Here is a 21,206-nt window from a genome sequence, read left to right as displayed (position 1 = left end):
GGGATCAACTGATCAGGGTAAGAAATTCCTGTCGGGTAGCCTGGTCTTCCCTGAAACCACCCAGCATGACGGAAGTCGTCATGCTCGAGTTCTGCTTTTCCACACCGCGCATCATCATGCAGAGATGGCGGGACTCGATCACCACAGCCACGCCTCGGGCATTGGTCACTTGCAGGATGGCTTCGGCGATTTCCCGCGTCAGGTTTTCCTGAATCTGCATGCGGCGGGCATACATATCCACGATACGGGCAAACTTGGACAATCCCAGCACTTTGCCGTCGGGCAAGTAGGCGATATGACACTTGCCTATGAAGGGCAGCAAGTGATGTTCACACAAAGAATAGAGCTCGATATCCTTGACCAGCACCATCTCATCGGTTTGCGACTCGAATACCGCCCCGTTGATGATCTCCTCTAATGACTGACCATAGCCGGCATTGAGAAACTGCATGGCTTTCGCGGCGCGCTTCGGTGTATCGCGCAGCCCTTCCCGATCAGGATTTTCCCCCAGCGACTGAATGATCTGGCGGTAGTGTTGGGCAATTTCGTCGGTCATGTAGGGCCTCGTGACGAAGAAACGGTAATGTTCTTTGAACCATGGGTACGGACTAAGCACGGTAAAGCGGTATCTTAACCCACCCGGCGCGACTGTGGCAGGGTGCCGCGCCCCCACATCCTGGGCAAGTCTGCATGTGCTATCATAATTTTGAATTTGCTTTCTGCGACGCCCGGCGACCTAGAATCAACATTGAGAGTTTGTCATGATCAGAACCCCGACTTTGCTTATCGCTACCTTGTGCGCTCCTTTATTGGCCGTGCCGCTTCACGCCGCTGCAGACACGCTTTCCCTGCCTGCCGATGCCAAGTTTGGTGTCGAAGTGGTCGAACAGCATACGATCGACGCTTCCAACCGTGAACTCAATGAGATCCTGCTGCACCCGGCGATGGCTTCCGGCTCTACCCATGAATTACCGGAATACTGTGTATTGACCGCAGATGCCCGTCTGGAATCCGATCGCGTACGCATTAGCGTCGATACCATCACCTGTATCGAAGCCCACGATAGCGACAGCGCCATATTCAGTGATGCAATAAGTGCAGCCGCCTATGACGCCGAGGGCAGCTACGGCATTCCTTGCGAAGGCGGGGAGTGCACGCTTGCCCCCGGCGAGAGCTTCATGCTGCATCTTGCTGAAGAAGTATCGATCGAAGAGCAGGAAAACCCCTCCGCCCAGATCAATGCCGAACGCCGCCAGGCCAATGGCGAAGGTGTTGCCAACCCCATTCCGGGCGAACGTCCCGATCCTGAAGACACCCCGGTGATCAATGAGGAGGAGGAGAATAAGGATCGGTAGAATGTTACTGCCGTAGACGGTCAGGCCAACCAAGGCTGGTGCTTGTCAAGTACCAGCCGCTGTTGTTCCAGCTGGCGTATATGCTGATCCCAATAGCCGCTATCGGCAAGCCACGGAAAAGCGGCAGGAAAGGCAGGGTCCGACCAGCGAGAGACCAGCCAGGCGCTGTGCCGCAGCAGCCGCAGCCCCCTCAGCGGCTCTATCAAGCCTAGCTGCTCGTGAGGAAATTCGGCGTTTTCCTCGTAACCCTCTACCACTTCGCTCAGTTGCGCCCGCCAGTTTTCAGGACTCTCCACCGGCAACAGCATCCAGACGTCCTGAATCGCCGGCGCCATCATGCAGTCGTCGAAATCCACCAGCGTGAAGTCTTCGTCCCGCCCCAGGATATTGCCAAGGTGGCAGTCTCCATGCGCCCGGATCAACGAAGTAACAGGCCACTCGTGTTTCCGGAGCTGGACATGCAGCTGCGTGGACACCCGCTCATAGGCACGGCTTTGATGCTTGTTCAGCCAATCGCTTGCCAATACGCACTGCTGGGCCTCGATTACCATTGTATCCAGGTTCATCGCGGGCCGATGATGGAACTTTCCCTGACGTGACACCGCATGCAGCTTTCCCAGCAGGCTCCCCAGCGCAAAAAGGTGCGAAGGATCTTCAAGTTCAGGTGCCTGGCCTATCTTCTGTGCAAACAGCGCGAAACGAAATTCATTGAACCGGTGCAATGTAACGCCATCAGCATCTTGCCACGGCGCCCCTACGGGTACCCCGGCCCCGTCCAGCTCCAGAAGAAAATCGAGCTCTTCCTGGATCGCGTCGTCACTCCAGCGCTGAGGTCGATAAAATTTTATTACCCAGCCTTTTCCCTCTTCGTCACGAAATAACAGGACACGATTTTCATAACTGTTGAGGGCGAAGGGCTGCCTTTCGGGCCACACCCCTACCGATTCCACCGCCGCCATGACAGTTTCGGGTGAAAGTTTACCGAAGGGGTGATTCATGTAAGACATCGCGTGGCTATCCAGAGGGTGAGCCCCCATCGTAGCAGGATGCATGCCGGGTATCAGCCATGAACCGGCTTTGTACGGGCCATCGCCCATACATCGACGGTGATCGCACCCGCTTCTCTCGCCGCACAAGCCAAGGCGTGCGCTGTCGACCCAGTGGTGAGTACGTCATCGACAATGACGAGATGCGCCGGAACCTTATCCGGCACGGCAAAAGCCCCTCGCATGTTCTTGAAGCGCTCACGTCGGCCAAGGGGACGCTGGCTTTGGGTATTGCTCGTACGCTTGCCGTAAACCAGAGGAAGATCGAATTCAGCCCCCAGCTGCCTGGCCAACCAGTACGCTTGGTTGAAACCCCGCTCGCGCGCGCGGGCCGAATGAAGGGGAACGGGTAACAAGGCTTGAGGGAACCTGGCAGGTGAGCGTGTCAGAAAGAGCTCAAGCAACACGTTGCCAGCCCTGGGCGATGCATCGAACTTGAACTCACTGATCAGATTTGCCACGGCACCTTCATACAGTAGCGGGACATGAGCGGATTCGAACAGCGGTGGCGATATCATGCAATGGCCGCACCGCCTTCCTGCTTGATGGCCGCTAGTGGCCGCATCATTGCCCAGCGGCTCGGCGCATTGACGACAAAAATGCTCGTTCCAGGACAAGCTGTCCAGGCAAGCTTCACACCAGAAACATCCCGGCTCTCCAGCATCCAGGCAAAATTCACAATAGCCCGGCAGAGCGCGACGTCCCCACTGGTGCAGAGACTTCAATAGACTCCGCCACTGAGTGCGCCTCCATCGTTCCATCGCGTAGTTCCCTCAAGCTATATCTTTTGCGACTGCAGTCCGATTCAATCTACGGCAGACAGTCAAGCAGCGCCATGTCGATTCCTGCATTCGGCTTGAAGATTGACTTTCAGCAAGAAAAGTGTAGAATTCGGCTCGGTTCTGCGGATGTGGTGGAATTGGTAGACACGCTAGATTTAGGTTCTAGTGCCGTAAGGCGTGGAGGTTCAAGTCCTCTCATCCGCACCATTTGATTTTCTAGCTTTAACTTTCTGCTTCATCTCCTCTGGTTTTCCTATTGCTGCTGACTGAGTTATGCTCGAGCCAGCGTCCCTTTCTATCTGTCTCTCTTTACTATCTATCTCTCATTACTATCTATTTCTCTTATGCCCGTACTCTGCCATTGCTCGATGTGCATGAGAAACTCTCTCAGAAACACTCTTGCCCGGCAGTTTTCTGGCACCATGCACAATAAATGGAAGCAAGACTTTCCCCAGTCGCTACACTTACAATCCCTACCATTCATTTACCGAAAAGGAATTCATGATGATCATGATCGATCAGTTGAAAGATGGCCAAACCAAGGCCTTCGCCAAGCACTGCTTTGAAAATAGCTCTGTGGATCAGCTTCGTGATGCAGCTGAAGGTCCTGCCGACCAAGCTGAAATGGAACACTGGGAGCTTACCGAGGGGCAATGGGAAGAAGCCGTGGCGGCAGCTCTGGCGGATCGAGAAACCGCAGAATAGCGATCACTTGCTATATCTCCCTTCGTATTTCCAGCATTATCCGCTCTCACAGTGCATAGAACATGATAGAGCACGTTGTTGAGCGGATTATACTGGGTTGAACAGGGTGCAAGAGATCTTGTTACCGCCCTATCAAGCCTTGACGAGCTGTCCACTTCGATCCGCAGCAACAGCCGGCGGCACTCCTACCCTTCGATTCTGCTTTTGCACCTTGATATCATGATGTATTGGCGCCAATAGAGCAGGGCTTGATATGGACTGGATTACCGAACATGCCAGCGGTATAAACGCCATTTCTGGTATTCTGACATTGGGTGTGTGGTTTTTTTATGCGCAGTTGCTTTATAACGGTTATGCCCGACAGCGTCGCCCTCGCATTATTCTCAACCGCGGGGAAGGTATTGGGCTAAATGCCATGTGCCTTCTCAGCAACATGAGCAATGAAGCGATTTACGTACAATACCTGGTGGCGATCCTGCATATTGGCGAACAACGCTACTCTCTCGAGCTGACGGAATACCAGAAATCCGATGGCGATGAAAAATACTATGCCACCCATCAAGGTCCTCTCCCTTCCGGCGGTTATCTCCACGCGCAATCTTTCGCCGATATCCTGATTCAGATACAGCGCCGCTGGCAATTGGATAAACGTCTTCTGGAGGAACCCGACACAACCGTATCACTGGAAATGCGGGTTATCGCCATATATGGTTCGGAAGATGCCCCAATCGGCGCGACACGAACCTTCAAGATCAACATGCAGGAAGCACCGGCCAGGCAATTGGTACCTGCAACGCTCGATACCGCTCGCCTCAACAGCCGCAGACAACGAAAGCGGGTCAAGCGCTGGGTAGAAGAAATTGAAGAAAAGAAAGCTTATTAAACAGAATTTGACCCATTATCGCGTCAGGAACCCTGGATGAAGAAGACCCTTTGCTTATTGCTGGTGAGCCTGGCAGGAACGATAGCGCCGGCTCAAGCCACCGAGGATACCGATCTACCCGTCTGGGCTGAAGAGGAAATCACCCCGCTTCATGAGCGGGTGACAAATTGGGTGGACACCACATCGCGAAGTATTGACGGTTTCTTTGGCACCGAGAAGCACTTGAGTGTCGAGAATGAATCTTACCTGCGCATCGGCCCGGAAATCGACTGGATGGAAGGAGACGGCGTCAGTACCGATCTCAACCTACGCTACCGTCTCGACATGCCGACAGCGGAGGAGCGGCTTCGGCTTATTATCGAAAGCGACCCGGAAGAGTCTCAAGGTACCCTGGCGGAACAGGGCTCAGGGCGCCTGGCCAATGACCAAAGAGATAACCGTACTTCCATCGCCGGGTTAGACTGGCTTGAAAGCCGCGATAAACGGGAAAACTGGAGCAACCGCTTTGGCGCCGGAATACGCTTGCGGCTGCCACTGGACCCCTACGTGCGCTTTACCAGCGAGCGATTATGGAGCCTCGGCAAAAGCCCGTGGCAACTCGAGTCGCATAATCGCCTGTCCTGGTTCAATAACGAAGGTTATTCGGCCCGTACCCGCTGGGACCTGGGCCGCCCATTGAGTCAAGGGCGGCATTTGCGTTTCTTGACCCATATCCAATGGCGCGAAGAGGAAGATACCCTGGAATATCGGGAAATTGTCGAACTTAACCATCGTCTCAATAAACGCAGTGCCATTCGCTACTCCGCTATCGCCCTTGGCGAGAGTGTCTCCAATCCGCGCATGACCGACTATTATCTGCAGACTCGCTACCGCCGCGACCTGCACAAAAATATACTTTTCGCCGATATCGTACCGGAACTGCATTTCCCGCGAGAGTCCGATTACGACCCTCGCTGGGGAATGACTTTACGTCTGGAAATGTATTTCCATCGCGACCTCAACCGCGATTTCTTTTGAGAGGCTTGTTTTTAAGAGCTTTTCAAGAGCCTAGCAGTAAAGAGACTTACAGCCTCAGGCCACCATCGCACTCGATGGTGCGACCGGTAAAATAGTCGTTGGCAAAGATGAAAGCCACTGCCTGGGCGATATTATCGGGTTCGCCGAGTCGTTTGAGTGGCACATTCGATGCAATTCGCTCCAGCATGTCCGGACGCATCGCCGAGGTCATTTCTGTTGCGATAAAACCCGGCGCCACGGTCCCTGTACGAATCCCGTGGCGCGCCAGCTCCCTGGCCCAGGTGACGGTCAAGGCCGCTATGCCTGCCTTGGCCGCCGAGTAATTGCTCTGCCCCATGTTTCCAGCGCGGGATATACTGGAAATATTGACGATGACTCCTTCCTGTTTTGCTTCGATCATCTGCGTGGCCCCTTCCCTGCCGCAGAGAAAGACGCCGGTCAGGTTGACATCCATCACCTCCTGCCACTCCTTGAGGCTCATGCGCTGGGCAACTTCACCCTCCTTGGCTTTCACCAATAACGCATCGCGTGTAATCCCGGCATTGTTGACCAAGCCGCTGATAGGCCCCATACGGCTGGCGATATCATCGAAACCTTGTTTGACAGAAGCTTCATCTGCCACGTTGACGATGAAGGCTTGGGCTTCGATACCACTGTCATGGAGTTGGGAGACGGCCTGATCAAGCTGCTCGCCACTCATGTCCAGCAATGCCAAGCGCGCCCCTTGCCCTCCCAAACGCTCCGCCATGGCGAAACCCAATCCGCGAGCGCCCCCGGTAATCGCTATAACCTTGTTCGTCAATTCCATGTCGCTTTCCTGTATCGGTATTGTTTTACACATCATTGTGCATTGCAGCATAGACTAGCCGCAAGGGAAATTCGAGCTTCTCTTTGGTCCTTGTTTTTTTGCCGTCCGCCACCACATTACAACGAAGCCAGCGATGGAGTCCCCATGCCTATACTATTGTTCATCTCTCTATTTACCCTACTCGATTTCGTCGTGCTGTTTTCGGTTGGGAGCCAGATCGGCCTCTGGATCACCCTTTTACTGGTACTACTCACGGGTGTAGCGGGTCTTCACCTGATACGCCGAGAGGGAGTGGCCACCTTGGCCCGCGCCCGCCAGCGCATGGCCAACGGTGAGCTTCCTTCTGGCGAGCTCTTGACTGGCGCAGCTCTTATCTTCGGCGGGGCTTTGCTGTTGGCACCGGGATTCCTGTCCGATGCCCTGGGCTTTGCCTGTCTGATTCCCAATGCTCGCAAGATGATGGTCAAGGTACTCACTTGGCTGGGGTTACGTGCCTCTGCTCCTTCTCGGCAACCCCCGCCCGGACAAGAGCAAACCGCCGATGACGACTGGCAATCAAGCCGTAATCGCAGCCGAGCCTCCAGCAGCTCACGGCAGCAACAGGAATCAAGCGATGCACAAGACGGCACACCGCTGGAAGGGGACTTCATCAGCCGCGACGAGCCGTCTCGCCGCCGCTGATCATTTTGCCGCTGATCCGATGAAAAATAGGATTTTTTTTATCCCGGCCCCTTGAAAGGCCATTAGCAGCCCCCACTTTTCTGGCAGCACAAAGATCCGGTGACACAGCTAGCCGTGAATTACGCAAGTCCGTGTCACCATTTACAAAAAAGATGCCTGGCATCTTTGCTTCCCGACAGGATTGTCCTTCGGGAATGTCATTAGCTAACCGCCCTTCTATTGGGCCTTGACGATACTCAGGAGAACGTGAGCATGAATATCCGTCCTTTGCACGATCGCGTCGTTATCCGTCGCGTGGAAGAAGAGCAGAAAACCGCTGGCGGCATCGTGCTTCCGGGCAATGCGCAGGAAAAGCCCACTCGCGGTGAAGTACTCGCCGTCGGTAATGGCCGGATTCTGGAAAGCGGTGATGTGCGTCCGCTGGACGTCAAGCCCGGCGACAACGTGATTTTCAAGGATGGCTTCGGCGTCGAGAAGCAGAAGATCGACGGTGAAGAAGTTCTGATCATGAGCGAATCCGACATTCTTGCTGTGGTTGAAGGCTGATCATCGCCTCCACTTAATCACTTTTCACGAACTCGATTCAGGAAGTAACGAAAATGGCAGCTAAACAAGTCAAGTTCTCCGATGACGCTCGCAAGCGCATGGCGCGCGGTGTAGACGTTCTGGCCAACGCGGTTAAAGCCACCTTGGGTCCGAAGGGGCGCAACGTGGTGTTGGACAAGTCTTTCGGCTCCCCCACCGTCACCAAGGACGGTGTTTCCGTAGCCAAGGAAATCGAACTGAAGGACAAGTTCGAGAACATGGGCGCGCAGATGGTCAAGGAAGTCGCTTCACAGACTTCCGACGTTGCCGGTGACGGTACCACCACCGCTACCGTGCTGGCCCATGCCATCATCACCGAAGGCTTGAAGGGCGTGACCGCGGGCATGAACCCGATGGACCTCAAGCGCGGAATCGACCAGGCCGTCAACGCGGCGGTCAAGGAAATCCGTGAGCTGGCCGTACCGTGCACCGACTCCAAGGCCATCGCCCAGGTGGGCACCATTTCCGCCAACGGCGACAAGCGCATCGGTGAAATCATCGCCGAAGCCATGGAAAAAGTCGGCAAGGAAGGCGTCATCACCGTCGATGAAGGTCGCGGCTTTGAAGACGAGCTGGAAGTCGTTGAAGGCATGCAGTTCGACCGTGGCTACCTGTCGCCCTACTTCGTGACCAACCAGGACACCATGGCGGTGGAACTGGAAGACCCGTACCTGCTGCTGGTCGACAAGAAGATTTCCAATATCCGTGAGCTATTGCCGGTACTGGAAGCCGTCGCCAAGGCGGGCAAGCCGCTGGTGATCATCGCCGAAGACATCGAAGGCGAAGCTCTGGCTACCTTGGTGGTGAACACCATGCGCGGTATCGTCAAGGTTGCGGCAGCCAAGGCGCCCGGCTTCGGTGATCGTCGCAAGGCCATGCTGCAGGATATCGCCATCCTGACCAACGGCACCGTGATCTCCGAGGAAGTCGGCCTGACCCTCGAGCAGACCAACCTGGATCACCTGGGTACCGCCAAGCGCGTAACCATGTCCAAGGAAAACACCACCATCATCGATGGTGCCGGCAATGAAGGTGACATCGAAGCACGTGTCAGCCAGATTCGCACGCAAATCGAAGACACCTCGTCCGACTACGACAAGGAAAAACTGCAGGAGCGCGTGGCCAAGCTGGCCGGCGGTGTTGCCGTCATCCGCGTCGGTGCCGCGACCGAAGTGGAAATGAAAGAGAAGAAGGCCCGCGTTGAAGATGCCCTGCACTCCACCCGTGCCGCAGTGGAAGAAGGTGTCGTGCCTGGTGGTGGTACCGCGCTGATCCGCGTACTGACCAAGGTCAGCGGCCTGACCGGCGACAACGAAGACCAGAATCATGGCATCAACATGGCGCTGCGTGCCATGGAATCTCCGCTGCGCCAGATCGTCACCAACGCCGGTGTAGAAGCAGCCGTAGTCATCAACCGCATCAAGGATGGAGAAGGAAACTTCGGTTACAACGCCCAGACTGGTGAATACGGCGACCTGTTCGAAATGGGTGTACTCGACCCCGCCAAGGTGACCCGTTCTGCGCTGCAGTCCGCTGGTTCCGTCGCCGGTCTGATGATCACCACCGAGTGCATGATCGCTGACGACCCCGATGAGAAAGACGCCGGCCCGGACATGGGCGGCATGGGTGGAATGGGAGGCATGGGCGGCATGATGTGATGCCTGCCTGAGCCCTCTTCACTCAGCGGCTCGTGTAGAGCCAAGCGTGTTACAAGCCCCGCCATCGTGCGGGGCTTGTTTTTGTACGCCATACGTCGAGCAAATTTGGTAGTATCGCGGTTTTTGCCATGGCGCCTCTCATGCTTGACCGCATTCGTATCGTTCTCGTGCAGACCTTTCACCCCGGCAACATCGGCGCCTCGGCGCGCGCCATGAAAACCATGGGGCTACGGGATCTCGTTCTCGTCAACCCGCGCAGTTTCCCCGACGCCGAAGCCACCCGGCTGGCGGCGGGAGCCAGTGACCTGGTCGAACAGGCCAGAGTGACAAGTTCACTGGATGAGGCGGTAAAGGATTGCGTTCAGGTAGTCGGCGCCAGTGCGCGTTTGCGAGCCATGCCGCTACCCCATTATGAAGAACCCGATGAGATGGCACGCTCCCTGGTGACCAATGCCGCCACCGGACCGGTGGCCCTAGTGTTTGGCCGGGAGCGCTCGGGCCTGACCAATGACGAGATCCGCCATTGCAGCCACCAAGTCAGCATACCCGCCGATCCCGAGTACGGCATTCTCAACCTGTCCCAGGCCGTGCAGATTCTGGCCTACGAAACCCACCGCGCCTGGCGCCAACGCCAGGATAGCGGCTTTGTCTATCAGCAACGCCAGGAAGACACCCCGCCCACCCGCGAGCAGCTCGAGCATTTCCAGGCGCACCTTTCCCGGGTAATGCAGCAGAGCGGCTTTCTTACCCAACCGCATGCCCGTACCGAGCAGCAGCTCCAGGCCCTGTTTGCCCGGGCCGAGCCCAGCCGCAAGGAGCTCTCGTTGCTGCGCGGTCTGTTGAGTGCGGTAGAACCCAAGCAGTCCTGACCGCAGTCAAACGGTGTTTTAGAGCGTCATTGCCGCAAGCCAGCCGAAGCCGATCAAGGGCAGGTTATAGTGCAGAAAGGTCGGTACCACGCTATCCCAGATGTGGTCATGCTGGCGGTCGACATTCAATCCCGAGGTCGGCCCCAGGGTCGAGTCGGATGCGGGCGAGCCGGCATCGCCCAAGGCGGCCGCAGTGCCCACCAGCGCCACGGTCGCCATCGGCGAGAAGCCGAACTGCACGGCCAACGGCACGAAGATGGCTGCGATGATGGGAATGGTCGAGAACGACGACCCGATACCCAGGGTAATGAATAGCCCTACCAGCAGCATGACCAGGGCCGCCAAACCACGGTTGTCACCGAATAGCGCGAAGGCATTGCCTACGAGAGCATCGATCTCGCCTGTGGCTTTCATCACCTCCGCAAATCCCGCCGCGGAAATCATGATGAAGCCGATCAGCGCCATCATGCGCATGCCGCTGGTAAAGAGATCGTCGGCTTCTCGCCACTTGAAGATACCGCCCACGGAGAGCAGTGCGAGGCCGACCAGCCCACCCAGAATCATCGAGCCGGTATAGAGTTGGATACCCAGCGCCGACACGATCGCAGCCCCGGACATGATCAGCCCCATTCGATGCGGTGCCTGTGGCGTGGCGGTGGAAGTCGGTGACTCCACCGCCGTAACTTCCAAGGCCTGATAGGTGCGTGGTCGGCGATAGCTCAAGGTAAGCGCCACGATCAGCCCCAAAGCCATGCCTCCCACCGGAATCAGCATCGCCATCGGCACCATTCCACGGGTAATGGACAAGCCCAGCGACTCACCGGCGCTATTGAGATTTTCCAACAGGATATCGTTGAGAAAGATCGCGCCAAACCCCACCGGCAGCAGCATGTAAGGGGCCGTCAAGCCGAAAGTCAGCGCACAAGCGATTGCGCGACGGTCCAGGTTGAGCTGGTTCATCACCTTCAGCAGCGGCGGGATCAGAATGGGGATAAAAGCGATATGCACGGGGATGACGTTTTGCGATGCGATGGCCATCATTACCACGGCCACCAGCAGAATCATCTTGACGCGATTCTGGTGCGCGGCGGATGCCTCGTGCCCCAGTAGAGCGATCAACTTGCGCGCCAGCATGTCGGGTAGTCCCGAGCGCGAGACTGCTACGGCGAACGCCCCCAGCGTGGCATACGCCAGCGCGACCTGGGCACCCCCACCTACCCCGTCGTTGAATGCTTCCAGGGTTTGTTCGAGAGAGAGGCCGCCGGCCACTCCTCCCACCAGCGCACCTGCCACCAGGGCAAATACCACCGAGACACGGGCCAGGGAAAGCGCGACCATCACCAACACTGCAAGAATGACTGCATTCATCAAGTTGTCCAACGTAAAAGTGTTAAGGGAAGCAAGAACGGCGGCGAATTCTACCAGATACCATCCGATGAGAAAGCAATGTGTCGGAATGGGACGCCTCAGCCGCGGCTCCTATCTCCTTGCATGCAACGACATTCCAGCTGGTCGGGGAAGACAAGCAAAGCGGCGCATGCGATAGTGCCATCTCGTTAGCCGACAAACCAACGAGCCAACAACAATGACCACGCTCCGTCGCCATTCGCTCTTGCTGCTTGTGCTGGGCAGCCTCGTCATCTCCATGGCCATGGGCTTACGCCATGGTTTTGGCCTGTTTCTCGAGCCCATGAGTAGCGAATTCGGCTGGGGACGAGGGGTATTTGCCTTCGCCCTGGCGCTGCAGAACCTGATCTGGGGACTGACCCAGCCGTTTACCGGTGCCTTGGCAGACCGCTTCGGCGCGGCCCGCGTCATCGTCATCGGAGGTACTCTATACGCTCTCGGACTGCTGATGATGGGCTTTTCAAGCTCGGCGCTCGGCATGACCTTGAGCGCGGGGATATTGATCGGGCTGGGTCTTTCGGGCACCACTTTCTCGGTCATCCTGGGGGCCGTGGGTCGCGCGGTGCCTGCGGAAAAGCGCAGCATGGCGATGGGTATCGTCAGCGCCGCCGGGTCGTTCGGTCAGTTTGCCATGCTGCCCGGCACCCTGGGTCTGCTGGAGTGGCTGGGCTGGTCGGCGGCGCTGCTGGTCATGGGGGGCATGGCCACCCTGATGCTGCCGCTAGGCGCCATGGTCAAGGACACGCCCACCGCACGCCAGGCCGGCGAGCTAGGCCTACGCGATGCCTTGAACGAAGCCGCCGGTGAGCGCGGCTTCTGGCTGCTGTGCCTGGGCTTTTTCGTCTGCGGATTTCAGGTGGTGTTCATTGCCGTCCACCTGCCAGGCTATCTCTTCGACAATGGTCTGGCCGTCCAGGTCGGCAGCACTGTGCTGGCCCTGGTAGGGCTTTTCAATATCTTCGGCACTTACCTGGCGGGATGGCTCGGGGGACGATTCTCGAAACCGCGCTTGCTGAGCTGGTTGTACCTGATTCGCGGCGTGGTGATCACCGCCTTTGTCTTCCTTCCCTTGAGTCCGGCGAGCGCTTACCTGTTCGGTATCGCCATAGGGCTTCTGTGGCTTTCCACGGTTCCCTTGACCAATGGCATCGTCGCCTCGGTCTTTGGCGTGCGCCACCTTTCGATGCTGGGCGGCATTGTTTTTCTCTTCCACCAGTTGGGTTCGTTCATGGGCGTCTGGTTGGGGGGCTTTCTCTACGATATCACCGGCAATTATGACACGGTCTGGAAGATAGCCATCCTGCTCTCGGTGATCGCCGCCGCGCTGCACTGGTTCATCAACGAGGCCCCGTTGCGTCGCGAGCCTTCGCTACAGGCTACGTCATGAGACAACGCATCCCTTGGCTTTACTGGTTGGCCGGCGGCGTATTCGGCCTGACCCTGCTGCTGATCTGGTGGGGCTGGCATCGCCTGGATGCCGCCCTGCTGTTGTTGGGAAGCCGGCTATGCTGAAGCCGATTGCTGAAGATGATTGGCCGTATACCAGGCGATCATGCGCTCCTCGTCGGTAGGAATCACCCAGACCCCGACACGGCTGGCCTCGGAGGAAACCTTTGTGGCATTGCAAGCATTGGCCTGGTCATCCAGCTCGATGCCCAGCCAGCGGCTCTGCTCTCCCACCGCCTGACGCACGGCCACCGCACGCTCGCCGATGCCCGCAGTGAAGACAAGTTGGTCCAGCCCTCCCATGGCGGCGGCCAAGCTGCCGATTTCGCGAACGATACGGTGAACGAACAGGGCAATGGCATCGCGGGCTTCAGGCGTCGGGCTCTCCAGCAGCTCGCGCATGTCGCTGCTGATGCCCGACATCCCCAGCAGGCCCGAGCGCTTGTATAGCAGCTCGCTCACTTGTTGCGTATTCATCCCTTCCTGATCGATGAGATGAAGTACCAGACCAGGATCAAGGCTGCCGCAGCGCGTCCCCATGGTGAGGCCTTCCACAGCGGTGAATCCCATGGTGGAGGTGATGCTCCTGCCGTCCTTGATCGCGCACATGCTGGCACCGTTTCCCAGGTGCGCCACGATAACTCGCTCGCCAGGCGCCCCCGCCAGGTGATCCGGCAGTACACGGTTGATGTAGTCATACGAAAGACCATGAAAACCGTACCGGATCAGGCCCTTGTCGGTGAGCTCGCGAGGCAGGGCGAACTCACGCGCGACCCGGGGCTGGGTGGTGTGAAACGCTGTGTCGAAGCACGCTACCTGGGGTAGACCGGGACGCAGTTCGGCCAGACGCTTGGCGGGTTCGAGGCCATACGGCTGATGTAGCGGTGCCAGGGGAATGAAGGCTTCCAGGTCTCGAATCACCTCGGCATCCAGCACCATCGGCGTATGATAGCTTCGTCCTCCATGAACGATCCGGTGGCCCACGGCAGACAAGTTGGCGAGCCCTTGTCGTTCCACCCAGCCGATCAGGCCGTCGATGGCGCCGTGATGATCGAGTCGCTTTTGCGAAACCAGCCCACGAGGCGCGTCAATCGTCTCCCCCCGCTCATCCTTCAAGGACAAGCCAGGCGGGCGGCCGCTGCCAATGCCCGAGAGATGACCCTGATAACGCAGGCACAACCCGTCGAACCCCCTTTCGTTGCCGGCCGGCTCATGCTGATACAAGGCGAACTTGATACTCGAGGAACCGCTATTGATGACCAGGATGTCCTTCATGGCTTGTCACCTGGTACCGCCATTCCCTTGGGTTTGTCTTGATAGGCCACCAGCAACAGCGCCAGAGCGCAAGACGCCATTCGCGTGATGGCGGCGTCGGCCCGGCTGGTCAGCACGATCGGGACCCGCGCGCCGACCACCAGGCCCGCTCCGGTGGCATCGGCCAGATATGTCAGTTGTTTCATGAGCATATTGGCGGCTTCAAGGTCGGGTGCTACCAGGATATCGGCGCGCCCCGCCACCGGCGAAGCGATATGCTTGGTCTCGGCGGCTGCTTCAGAGACGGCATTATCGAACGCCAAGGGGCCATCCAGGGTGCCGCCAGTGATTTGGCCCCGTTCGGCCATCTTGCACAGCGCCGCCGCGTCCAGAGTGGAGGCGATCTTGGGGTTGATGGTTTCCACCGCGGAGAGGATGGCCACATTGGGATTGTTATTTCCCAGTGCGTGCGCCAATTCGATCGCATTCTGCACGATATCGCGCTTCTGGTTCAGGTCCGGGGCGATGTTGATGGCGGCATCGGTAATGAACAATGGACGCGGATAGGTCGGCACATCAAATGCCATCACATGGCTGATACAGCGTTCGGTACGCAGGCCACCCTTGCGCTTGAGCACCTCGCGAAGCAGCTCGTCGGTATGCAGGGCGCCTTTCATCAATCCCTGTACCCGGCCCTCATAGGCCAGGGCGACTGCCTTTTCCGCCGCCGCATGGCTGTGGGGCACATCGATGAGCTCAAAAGCCGAGATATCGATTGCCACGTTGTCCGCTGCCGCTAATACCTTGGCTTTCGGCCCGATCAGTACCGGTACGATCAAGCCATGCTCCCAGGCCTCGTAAGCGCCCATGATCGAGACCTCATCCACCGGATGTACTACGGCCATGGCCACTGGCGCGGGGTGATCAGCGGCACTCAAAATCTCGTGCAGGCGCCCGCGTTCGGTCAGCCTGACCTGAGGAAGAACCGTGCGCGGCCGCTTAATTTTCTCTCGCGGCGCCACGACTCGCGCCTCGCCTTCAATGACCACCTTGCCGGTCTGATTCTCGCACCAGCAATCGAAGCTCACCTGATACCTGTCGGCATCCTTGGCCGTCACCTTGACGGAGACCTTGAGCACATCGCCGAGGGTAACGGGAGCCTTGAACTTGAGTGTCTGGCCCAGATACACGGTCCCCGGCCCTGGCAATTGCGTGCCCAGCACAGTGGAGATCAGGGCGCCGCCCCACATGCCATGGGCAATGACTTCCTGGAAACGACTGCTCTTGGCAAAATCATCGTCTACGTGGGCCGGATTGATGTCCCCGGACATGATCGCGAAGAGCTTGATATCCTCCATGGTCAAGCGTTTCTCCAGCGAGGCCTGTTCGCCTATTTGAATTTCATCGAAGGTGCGATTCTCGATGAACTCGTTTTCGCTTTTTTGCGTCATCTCGGCTGTCCTGTTTTCTGCACTGCACAAAAGATTAGCAAATATATTTGTCCGTACCTTGATTATGCGCAAGATCAAATTTGATAGGCTTTTACAGGGTATGCTAGTGCTTTGATTACTTGTCGTTTTTACAAACAAATTCTTACAAACAAGTCTGTTTAGGAACCGTAATCTGATGGAATTGGTTTTCTCCTTGTTACGCCAGATGCGCGACAGTCTTCGTGATCTGGCTCCCGTCGTGCTGGTAATAGGCTTCTTTCAGTTGGTCGTCATCCGCCAGCCGTTGCCTGATACCTTGGCCCTCGGTGACCTGGTGCTGGGCCTGTTATTCGTCGTCGTGGGTCTAACGCTATTCATCAAGGGACTGGAGCTGGGCCTTTTTCCCTTGGGCGAAGGGCTGGCCAAGGCGTTTGTGAAAAAAGGTTCTATCGGTTGGTTACTGCTTTTCTCGTTTGCCCTGGGGTTTGGTTCCGCCGTCGCGGAGCCTGCACTGATCGCGGTCGCGTCACGTGCCAGTGAAGTCGTCTCTCAAGGAGGGCTCATTCCGTCTTCTTCAAGTGCGCAACAAACGTTCGCCACCACTTTGCGCTTGGTAGTCGCCCTTTCAGTGGGGACTGCCGTGTTAGTGGGTGTGGTTCGTATTTTCAAAGGCTGGCCGCTCCACTTGATGATTATCGGCGGCTATATCCTGGTATCGATATTGACACTTTTCGCTCCCGATGAAATCGTCGGCATTGCCTACGATGCCGGCGGTTTCACGGTCACTACCATAACGATTCCCTTGATCACCGCCCTGGGTGTCGGTCTTGCTTCCGCCATCAAGGGACGCAACCCCATGCTGGATGGCTTTGGTCTGATCGCCTTTGCTTCGGTGATGCCGATCATTTTCGTGTTGCTTTTCGGCATTTTCGGGCTTGGCCTGGTAGCAGGAGATTATTGATGGCTTTGGCTGAAGTTCTCTGGAGTACCCTACTCGATATTCTACCTATCATAGCCATAATCTTCGGCTTTCAGTTTCTTGTCATTCGAAGAAAAATCAAACGCCTACGGCAAGTAATCATGGGTTTCCTGATGGTCTGGGTGGGGCTATCCCTGTTTCTTGTGGGGCTCGAAAATGCGCTTTTTCCCATGGGTGAGCTTATGGCGAAGCAACTCACCGATGAGTCCTTCCTGCCCAGCGTGGCGGAAGGCGTTCAGCGCCACTGGAGCGACTATTATTGGGTCTATCTTTTTGCTTTCACCATCGGGGCCAGCACGACCATAGCCGAGCCCTCACTGATTGCCGTTTCCATCAAGGCAGGGGAGATTTCCGGGGGCACCATCGATCCTCTGATGCTCCGTGTTTCCGTCGCACTCGGCATGGCTTTCGGCATCACCCTGGGCTCATGGCGTATCGTGATGGGCTGGCCGCTGCAGTGGTTTGTGCTGGGTACCTATGTTCTAGTGATCATACAGACACTACGCTCTCCCCGAGCCATCATTCCCTTGGCGTTTGATTCCGGCGGGGTCACTACCTCCACCATCACGGTACCCATCATTGCCGCACTGGGCTTGGGGTTAGCCAGCGCCATTCCTGGGCGCAGCCCGTTGATGGACGGATTCGGCATGATCGCTCTGGCATGCCTGTTCCCGATTATTACCGTGATGGGTTACGCCCAGCTGGCGCAATGGCGTAGTCGACGTCAACGCCAAGAAGCAAACGGCATCCCCACGGTGCCGGAAGAATAGCGTTACGCTTTCACAGGAGAATTATCATGCGCTTCAAACTCATCGTAACGCTGGTGGACGATGAACAAACCGATGCGATCCTCAAGGCGGCACGTGATGCCGGTGCCACTGGCGCTACCGTCATCAATAACGCTCGTGGCGAAGGGTTGAACAAAGCCCGCGGCATTTTCGGAATGGAAATCACCGCCCAGCGCGACGTGCTGCTTTTTCTCGTGGAAGAGCACCACAGTAGCCGGATCCTGGAAGCGATCGCTGAAGAAGGTCAATTCGACGACACTCCGGGTACCGGAATCGCATTCCAACTGAATGTGGAAGACGCCGTGGGCGTCCAACACCAGATCAATTCCTTGTCGGAAACCGTGCAGGATAAAATTTAGGAATTTGCCATGTCAGCAAGACAAATCATTCGCGTAAGCGACATCATGCACAATCACTATTGTCTGGTAGACGGCTTTACCACAGTCGCCGATGCCACCCGCTTGATGCGCGATGAAAAGGCCAAGGCTCTATTGATTCGCAAGCGCAACGATGACGATGAATACGGTATCGTTTTGCCTTCGGATATCGCCAAGACCGTGCTGGCCTCGGGCCGCTCGGCCCAGCGCATCAATGTCTATGAAATCATGAGCAAGCCGGTCATCGGGATACGTCCCGAAATGCAAGTTCGCTATTGCGCACGGCTATTTCAGCAGTTTGGTATTTCCGTGGCGCCGGTAATCGATAGTGCCCACCAGGTGATAGGGCTGGTCGATTACGATTATCTCGTGCTCCAAAGTGTCGAGACCTGAAACCTACTTATGATCTAAAACTCTACGATCTAAAACCCTCGGAGATCTGAAACTCTCGGCGATCTGAAACTCGGCGAGAAGCCGCGCCTGTCAATGTTGCTGTCGGCGTAAACGCCATTGCCGCGCCACCAGCCCATGGCGAGGGGCGGCAAGCAAGGTAAGCAAGAATATCCCGGTGGCAACCAGCACGATGGCGCCTCCCGACGCCACGTCGAAGGTTACCGAGAGCAGCAAGCCAACAATGGCGGAAACTACGCCTATTGTCACGGAAATCGCCATCATCACGGCAAAGCGCTCGGTCAGCAGATGGGCGGTGGCACCGGGGGTGATCAGCATGGCCACCACGAGAATGATACCCACGGTTTCCAGGCTGGCAACGATGGTCAGGGTCAGCAGCAGAATCAGGCCATAGTGAATCACACTGGTATTGAAGCCCAGGGCCTGCGCCTGCTGTGGATCGAAGGTGTAGAGCAGTAGCGGACGATAAGCCAGCCATACGGTCAACAACGCTATCACGCCAGCCACCAGCGTCAGCAGCAGCGCCGATTGCTGGACGCCCAGCACATTGCCGAACAAGATGTGCATCAAGTGAGTGCTCGAGGAAATCTTGCTGATGATGACGATACCCAGTGCAAAGGCACCGGTAAACATCAGCCCCATGGCCGCATCCGACTTGATCCGCGTATGTCGCTCGATGGCTCCGATACCGACCGACGTCAGCGCGCCGGTGATAAATGCCCCAACGAAGAAAGGCCATCCCAATAAATAAGCGATAGCGACCCCCGGCAATACCGCATGGGAAATAGCATCGCCTAGCAATGACCAGCGCTTCAGCACGACGTAGCAGGAGAGCATGCCGCAGATGGCGCCCACCAAGATCGAGGTCAGCAAGGCGCGCTGCATGAAGTTGTAGGAGAACGGCGCCGAGAGAGCGTCGGGCAAGAGGTTGATTACCATCATCAGACCGGCAATCAGTGCCTCCACCAAGCCATTGCTCAGATTTTCAAGCAGTATCATGGGGCTTCCTCTACGGGCTCGTGTGTAGCATGACCCGTTGCCAGGCGTGCCAGCATGGCATCGTTCAGCATGTCGGCAGGCTTGCCGGCCCCTACCACCACTCGATTGATCAGCAATACGTGATCGGCATATTGCCGCGCACTGGGCATATCGTGGGTTACCATGACGATAGTGCGCCCCGCGCTTCGCTCGCGCGCCAACACTTCCAGAATCAATCTTTCACTGGGGGCATCGACGCCGGCCAAGGGCTCATCAAGCAACAGTATCTTGGCCTGCTGGGCAATCGCCCGAGCCAGTAATACCCGTTTTTTCTGCCCACCGGACAACGCGCCGATGGGGCGTTCGGCGTAGCTCGTCATGTTGACCGCCTCCAGCGCCTCATTCACGGCTTTGCAGTGGCGCGGATGCGCCCAGCGGGCCGGAAGCCGGCGACGCCAGAAGGAGTCGGCACGCATGTGGCCGTAGCGACCGGTCATGACAGTTTCCCGCACAGAAATAGGGAAATCCCACTCCATGTTGTCATGCTGAGCCATGAAGGCGATATTTCCCGCCTGCCGATGGGCGGCGACAGATTCACCGAATACCCGCAATTCCCCGCGCAAGGGTCGCATATTGCCGATCAGCAGATGAAACAAGGTGGACTTGCCGGCCCCATTGGGTCCGACAATGGCGGTCCACTGCCCTTGGGGCAAGGCCAGGTGAAGGTCGCTCAGCACCGGCTGGCGGTGATAGGCGGCATAAATTCCCGTCGCCTCTATCGCCGAGGCGAGTAACGGTTCACTCACTGGCAACTCCCAGGTTAGCCCGTATCAACTCGGCGTTATGGCGCAGCAAGTTTTCGTAGTTCGGGGCATCACCATCGGGGTCGCTTAATGAATCGACGTACAATGGACCGGCGATGGTCACGCCTGTTTCACTGGCGACGCTTTTGACATGGCGATCAGAGATGGTGCTTTCCCAGAAGATGGCGGCCGGCTGCATCTCGTTGATCTTGTCCACCACGCGCATCACTTGGCTGGGTGCCCCTTCCGTTTCAGAATTCATTCCCCAGATGCCGTCATGTTCCAGCTCGAAGGCCTCGGCGAAATAGCTAAACGCGGCTTCACTGGTGATCAACAAGCGCTTCTCTTCGGGTATTTCGGCCAATACTTCTTTCAATTCACCATGCAGCTCGTGCAGTGACTGCGCCAATTCATCCGCCCGAGCATGGTACGCCTCGGCCGCGGAGGGGTCCGCTTCCGCCAGCGTCTCGGCGATCGCCTGGGCATAGGCCGCACCGGCACGCGGATCCATCCATACATGCGGGTCGGGCTCGCCGCTAAAATCCCCGGTCACGATAGGCTGGGCCGGGTAGCCGCTGGCCTCGGCCAGCCCCACCACGGTCGCTTTTTGTGAAACCGTGCTCTCGACCTGGTACATCCACTGCTCGAGGTTGTAACCGTTATAAAAGATTACATCGGCTTTTTCGAGAGTCATGAAACTGCTGGGAGTCAGTTCCCACTCATGCACTTCCGCTCCCACCGGGGTCAGCACACTCACGTCGGCATCTTCACCTGCCACCTGGGCAACCAGATCCCCGATGACCGAAAAAGTCGCCGCTACCCTTAGCGGATCATCGCTTGCCTGGGCTCCCACGACATGGAGCGAAAGCAGTAAAACACTCGTTACAACCCTCTTGGTCTTCACCGACCCCCTCCTCGAGCTTGGCCAAAACGTGGAAAACACG

Annotated in this window: 24 protein-coding genes and 1 tRNA gene; 15 read left to right on the top strand and 10 right to left on the bottom strand. The window is 57.2% G+C overall.

What is annotated here, in order from left to right; translation table 11 throughout:
• Nucleotides 1–4: 4 nt before the first annotated feature.
• Complete coding sequence (folE, locus tag R5M92_RS03455; RefSeq protein WP_346797874.1) at nucleotides 5–556, bottom strand: GTP cyclohydrolase I FolE; 552 nt, start codon at nucleotides 554–556, stop codon at nucleotides 5–7.
• A gap of 205 nt (nucleotides 557–761) precedes the next feature.
• Here folE and R5M92_RS03450 point away from each other — a divergent pair, with 205 nt between their 5' ends.
• A complete protein-coding gene (locus R5M92_RS03450; RefSeq protein ID WP_346797872.1) occupies nucleotides 762–1,355 on the top strand; it encodes a hypothetical protein in 594 nt (197 codons plus the stop codon).
• Between the two features lie 20 nt (nucleotides 1,356–1,375).
• On the opposite strand, the gene R5M92_RS03445 is transcribed toward R5M92_RS03450, so the two are convergent.
• Together R5M92_RS03445 and R5M92_RS03440 are read right to left on the bottom strand one after the other, a co-directional pair.
• A complete protein-coding gene (locus R5M92_RS03445; protein WP_346799228.1) occupies nucleotides 1,376–2,353 on the bottom strand; it encodes a serine/threonine protein kinase in 978 nt (325 codons plus the stop codon).
• A gap of 62 nt (nucleotides 2,354–2,415) precedes the next feature.
• Nucleotides 2,416–2,919: a ComF family protein gene (locus tag R5M92_RS03440; RefSeq protein WP_346797871.1), complete on the bottom strand. Its 504-nt coding sequence runs from the start codon at nucleotides 2,917–2,919 to the stop codon at nucleotides 2,416–2,418.
• Nucleotides 2,920–3,305: 386 nt separating this feature from the next.
• Between R5M92_RS03440 and R5M92_RS03435 the strand changes: the two genes are divergently transcribed.
• The 4 genes from R5M92_RS03435 to R5M92_RS03420 all read left to right on the top strand — a co-directional run bounded on the left by R5M92_RS03435 (nucleotide 3,306) and on the right by R5M92_RS03420 (nucleotide 5,788).
• Nucleotides 3,306–3,390 (top strand) — tRNA-Leu (locus tag R5M92_RS03435).
• Between the two features lie 297 nt (nucleotides 3,391–3,687).
• Nucleotides 3,688–3,888 (top strand): hypothetical protein, encoded by a 201-nt coding sequence (locus tag R5M92_RS03430; RefSeq protein WP_346797869.1) that lies wholly within the window; start codon nucleotides 3,688–3,690, stop codon nucleotides 3,886–3,888.
• A 253-nt stretch (nucleotides 3,889–4,141) separates the two neighbouring features.
• Nucleotides 4,142–4,771 (top strand): hypothetical protein, encoded by a 630-nt coding sequence (locus R5M92_RS03425; protein WP_346797868.1) that lies wholly within the window; start codon nucleotides 4,142–4,144, stop codon nucleotides 4,769–4,771.
• A gap of 36 nt (nucleotides 4,772–4,807) precedes the next feature.
• Nucleotides 4,808–5,788 (top strand): hypothetical protein, encoded by a 981-nt coding sequence (locus R5M92_RS03420; RefSeq protein WP_346797867.1) that lies wholly within the window; start codon nucleotides 4,808–4,810, stop codon nucleotides 5,786–5,788.
• Between the two features lie 46 nt (nucleotides 5,789–5,834).
• Here R5M92_RS03420 and R5M92_RS03415 read toward each other — a convergent pair whose 3' ends face one another.
• On the bottom strand, nucleotides 5,835–6,596 hold the full coding sequence (locus tag R5M92_RS03415) for an SDR family oxidoreductase (RefSeq protein WP_346797865.1): 762 nt from the start codon (nucleotides 6,594–6,596) through the stop codon (nucleotides 5,835–5,837).
• A 144-nt stretch (nucleotides 6,597–6,740) separates the two neighbouring features.
• On the opposite strand from R5M92_RS03415, the gene R5M92_RS03410 reads away from it, so the two are divergent.
• The 4 genes from R5M92_RS03410 (at nucleotide 6,741) to R5M92_RS03395 (ending at nucleotide 10,389) form a co-directional block, all read left to right on the top strand.
• Entirely contained in the window at nucleotides 6,741–7,277 is a 537-nt protein-coding gene (locus R5M92_RS03410; RefSeq protein WP_346797864.1) for an FxsA family protein, read from the top strand.
• Nucleotides 7,278–7,529: 252 nt separating this feature from the next.
• Nucleotides 7,530–7,823 carry a co-chaperone GroES gene (locus R5M92_RS03405; RefSeq protein WP_346797862.1) on the top strand — a complete coding sequence of 98 codons (294 nt, stop codon included), beginning with the start codon at nucleotides 7,530–7,532 and terminating at the stop codon, nucleotides 7,821–7,823.
• A gap of 53 nt (nucleotides 7,824–7,876) precedes the next feature.
• Complete coding sequence (gene groL / locus R5M92_RS03400) at nucleotides 7,877–9,520, top strand: chaperonin GroEL (protein WP_346797860.1); 1,644 nt, start codon at nucleotides 7,877–7,879, stop codon at nucleotides 9,518–9,520.
• A gap of 140 nt (nucleotides 9,521–9,660) precedes the next feature.
• Nucleotides 9,661–10,389, top strand: a complete 729-nt coding sequence (locus R5M92_RS03395) for an RNA methyltransferase (RefSeq protein WP_346797859.1) — start codon at nucleotides 9,661–9,663, stop codon at nucleotides 10,387–10,389.
• An 18-nt stretch (nucleotides 10,390–10,407) separates the two neighbouring features.
• Here the strand turns inward: R5M92_RS03395 and R5M92_RS03390 are convergent, their stop codons facing one another.
• The gene (locus R5M92_RS03390) at nucleotides 10,408–11,757 is read right to left on the bottom strand and encodes a Na+/H+ antiporter family protein (RefSeq protein ID WP_346797857.1); all 1,350 of its coding nucleotides are present in this window, start codon (nucleotides 11,755–11,757) and stop codon (nucleotides 10,408–10,410) included.
• A gap of 217 nt (nucleotides 11,758–11,974) precedes the next feature.
• Here R5M92_RS03390 and R5M92_RS03385 point away from each other — a divergent pair, with 217 nt between their 5' ends.
• Together R5M92_RS03385 and R5M92_RS03380 are read left to right on the top strand one after the other, a co-directional pair.
• Nucleotides 11,975–13,183 (top strand): MFS transporter, encoded by a 1,209-nt coding sequence (locus R5M92_RS03385; protein ID WP_346797856.1) that lies wholly within the window; start codon nucleotides 11,975–11,977, stop codon nucleotides 13,181–13,183.
• Nucleotides 13,180–13,308, top strand: a complete 129-nt coding sequence (locus R5M92_RS03380) for a hypothetical protein (RefSeq protein WP_346797855.1) — start codon at nucleotides 13,180–13,182, stop codon at nucleotides 13,306–13,308. Before R5M92_RS03385 ends, R5M92_RS03380 begins: the two co-directional genes overlap by 4 nt.
• Here R5M92_RS03380 and R5M92_RS03375 read toward each other — a convergent pair.
• Both R5M92_RS03375 and R5M92_RS03370 read right to left on the bottom strand, forming a co-directional pair.
• Nucleotides 13,300–14,517: an acetate/propionate family kinase gene (locus R5M92_RS03375; RefSeq protein ID WP_346797854.1), complete on the bottom strand. Its 1,218-nt coding sequence runs from the start codon at nucleotides 14,515–14,517 to the stop codon at nucleotides 13,300–13,302. The genes R5M92_RS03380 and R5M92_RS03375 overlap by 9 nt on opposite strands.
• Entirely contained in the window at nucleotides 14,514–15,947 is a 1,434-nt protein-coding gene (locus R5M92_RS03370) for a bifunctional enoyl-CoA hydratase/phosphate acetyltransferase (RefSeq protein ID WP_346797853.1), read from the bottom strand. Before R5M92_RS03370 ends, R5M92_RS03375 begins: the two co-directional genes overlap by 4 nt.
• Before the next feature lie 175 nt (nucleotides 15,948–16,122).
• Between R5M92_RS03370 and R5M92_RS03365 the strand changes: the two genes are divergently transcribed.
• The 4 genes from R5M92_RS03365 to R5M92_RS03350 are packed head-to-tail and all read left to right on the top strand — an operon-like array spanning nucleotide 16,123 to nucleotide 18,463.
• The gene (locus R5M92_RS03365; protein WP_346797851.1) at nucleotides 16,123–16,887 is read left to right on the top strand and encodes a DUF1538 domain-containing protein; all 765 of its coding nucleotides are present in this window, start codon (nucleotides 16,123–16,125) and stop codon (nucleotides 16,885–16,887) included.
• Nucleotides 16,887–17,675 (top strand): Na,Li,K/H(+) antiporter subunit UmpB, encoded by a 789-nt coding sequence (umpB, locus tag R5M92_RS03360; protein WP_346797850.1) that lies wholly within the window; start codon nucleotides 16,887–16,889, stop codon nucleotides 17,673–17,675. The genes R5M92_RS03365 and umpB overlap by 1 nt, the downstream gene beginning before the upstream one ends.
• A gap of 26 nt (nucleotides 17,676–17,701) precedes the next feature.
• Nucleotides 17,702–18,052 (top strand): P-II family nitrogen regulator, encoded by a 351-nt coding sequence (locus tag R5M92_RS03355; RefSeq protein ID WP_346797848.1) that lies wholly within the window; start codon nucleotides 17,702–17,704, stop codon nucleotides 18,050–18,052.
• Between the two features lie 9 nt (nucleotides 18,053–18,061).
• Nucleotides 18,062–18,463: a CBS domain-containing protein gene (locus R5M92_RS03350; protein WP_346797846.1), complete on the top strand. Its 402-nt coding sequence runs from the start codon at nucleotides 18,062–18,064 to the stop codon at nucleotides 18,461–18,463.
• A gap of 90 nt (nucleotides 18,464–18,553) precedes the next feature.
• Here the strand turns inward: R5M92_RS03350 and R5M92_RS03345 are convergent, their stop codons facing one another.
• Genes R5M92_RS03345 through R5M92_RS03335 form a run of 3 tightly spaced genes read right to left on the bottom strand, consistent with a single transcriptional unit; the run spans nucleotide 18,554 to nucleotide 21,166 of the window.
• The gene (locus R5M92_RS03345; RefSeq protein WP_346797845.1) at nucleotides 18,554–19,480 is read right to left on the bottom strand and encodes a metal ABC transporter permease; all 927 of its coding nucleotides are present in this window, start codon (nucleotides 19,478–19,480) and stop codon (nucleotides 18,554–18,556) included.
• Nucleotides 19,477–20,271: a metal ABC transporter ATP-binding protein gene (locus R5M92_RS03340; protein WP_417339054.1), complete on the bottom strand. Its 795-nt coding sequence runs from the start codon at nucleotides 20,269–20,271 to the stop codon at nucleotides 19,477–19,479. Before R5M92_RS03340 ends, R5M92_RS03345 begins: the two co-directional genes overlap by 4 nt.
• Nucleotides 20,258–21,166, bottom strand: a complete 909-nt coding sequence (locus R5M92_RS03335) for a metal ABC transporter solute-binding protein, Zn/Mn family (RefSeq protein WP_346797841.1) — start codon at nucleotides 21,164–21,166, stop codon at nucleotides 20,258–20,260. Before R5M92_RS03335 ends, R5M92_RS03340 begins: the two co-directional genes overlap by 14 nt.
• Nucleotides 21,167–21,206 lie beyond the last annotated feature (40 nt).

Source organism: Halomonas sp. Bachu 37, assembly GCF_039691755.1.
Lineage (GTDB): Bacteria > Pseudomonadota > Gammaproteobacteria > Pseudomonadales > Halomonadaceae > Vreelandella > Vreelandella kashgarensis.
This window is presented reverse-complemented; position numbering and strand designations above follow the sequence as displayed.

Bases quoted from the DNA above. Each gene is read 5' to 3' on its own strand.
- folE (WP_346797874.1), bottom strand. From the start codon at position 556: ATGACCGACGAAATTGCCCAACACTACCGCCAGATCATTCAGTCGCTG.
- R5M92_RS03450 (WP_346797872.1), top strand. From the start codon at position 762: ATGATCAGAACCCCGACTTTGCTTATCGCTACCTTGTGCGCTCCTTTA.
- R5M92_RS03445 (WP_346799228.1), bottom strand. From the start codon at position 2,353: ATGAATCACCCCTTCGGTAAACTTTCACCCGAAACTGTCATGGCGGCG.
- R5M92_RS03440 (WP_346797871.1), bottom strand. From the start codon at position 2,919: ATGATATCGCCACCGCTGTTCGAATCCGCTCATGTCCCGCTACTGTAT.
- R5M92_RS03430 (WP_346797869.1), top strand. From the start codon at position 3,688: ATGATCATGATCGATCAGTTGAAAGATGGCCAAACCAAGGCCTTCGCC.
- R5M92_RS03425 (WP_346797868.1), top strand. From the start codon at position 4,142: ATGGACTGGATTACCGAACATGCCAGCGGTATAAACGCCATTTCTGGT.
- R5M92_RS03420 (WP_346797867.1), top strand. From the start codon at position 4,808: ATGAAGAAGACCCTTTGCTTATTGCTGGTGAGCCTGGCAGGAACGATA.
- R5M92_RS03415 (WP_346797865.1), bottom strand. From the start codon at position 6,596: ATGGAATTGACGAACAAGGTTATAGCGATTACCGGGGGCGCTCGCGGA.
- R5M92_RS03410 (WP_346797864.1), top strand. From the start codon at position 6,741: ATGCCTATACTATTGTTCATCTCTCTATTTACCCTACTCGATTTCGTC.
- R5M92_RS03405 (WP_346797862.1), top strand. From the start codon at position 7,530: ATGAATATCCGTCCTTTGCACGATCGCGTCGTTATCCGTCGCGTGGAA.
- groL (WP_346797860.1), top strand. From the start codon at position 7,877: ATGGCAGCTAAACAAGTCAAGTTCTCCGATGACGCTCGCAAGCGCATG.
- R5M92_RS03395 (WP_346797859.1), top strand. From the start codon at position 9,661: ATGCTTGACCGCATTCGTATCGTTCTCGTGCAGACCTTTCACCCCGGC.
- R5M92_RS03390 (WP_346797857.1), bottom strand. From the start codon at position 11,757: ATGAATGCAGTCATTCTTGCAGTGTTGGTGATGGTCGCGCTTTCCCTG.
- R5M92_RS03385 (WP_346797856.1), top strand. From the start codon at position 11,975: ATGACCACGCTCCGTCGCCATTCGCTCTTGCTGCTTGTGCTGGGCAGC.
- R5M92_RS03380 (WP_346797855.1), top strand. From the start codon at position 13,180: ATGAGACAACGCATCCCTTGGCTTTACTGGTTGGCCGGCGGCGTATTC.
- R5M92_RS03375 (WP_346797854.1), bottom strand. From the start codon at position 14,517: ATGAAGGACATCCTGGTCATCAATAGCGGTTCCTCGAGTATCAAGTTC.
- R5M92_RS03370 (WP_346797853.1), bottom strand. From the start codon at position 15,947: ATGACGCAAAAAAGCGAAAACGAGTTCATCGAGAATCGCACCTTCGAT.
- R5M92_RS03365 (WP_346797851.1), top strand. From the start codon at position 16,123: ATGGAATTGGTTTTCTCCTTGTTACGCCAGATGCGCGACAGTCTTCGT.
- umpB (WP_346797850.1), top strand. From the start codon at position 16,887: ATGGCTTTGGCTGAAGTTCTCTGGAGTACCCTACTCGATATTCTACCT.
- R5M92_RS03355 (WP_346797848.1), top strand. From the start codon at position 17,702: ATGCGCTTCAAACTCATCGTAACGCTGGTGGACGATGAACAAACCGAT.
- R5M92_RS03350 (WP_346797846.1), top strand. From the start codon at position 18,062: ATGTCAGCAAGACAAATCATTCGCGTAAGCGACATCATGCACAATCAC.
- R5M92_RS03345 (WP_346797845.1), bottom strand. From the start codon at position 19,480: ATGATACTGCTTGAAAATCTGAGCAATGGCTTGGTGGAGGCACTGATT.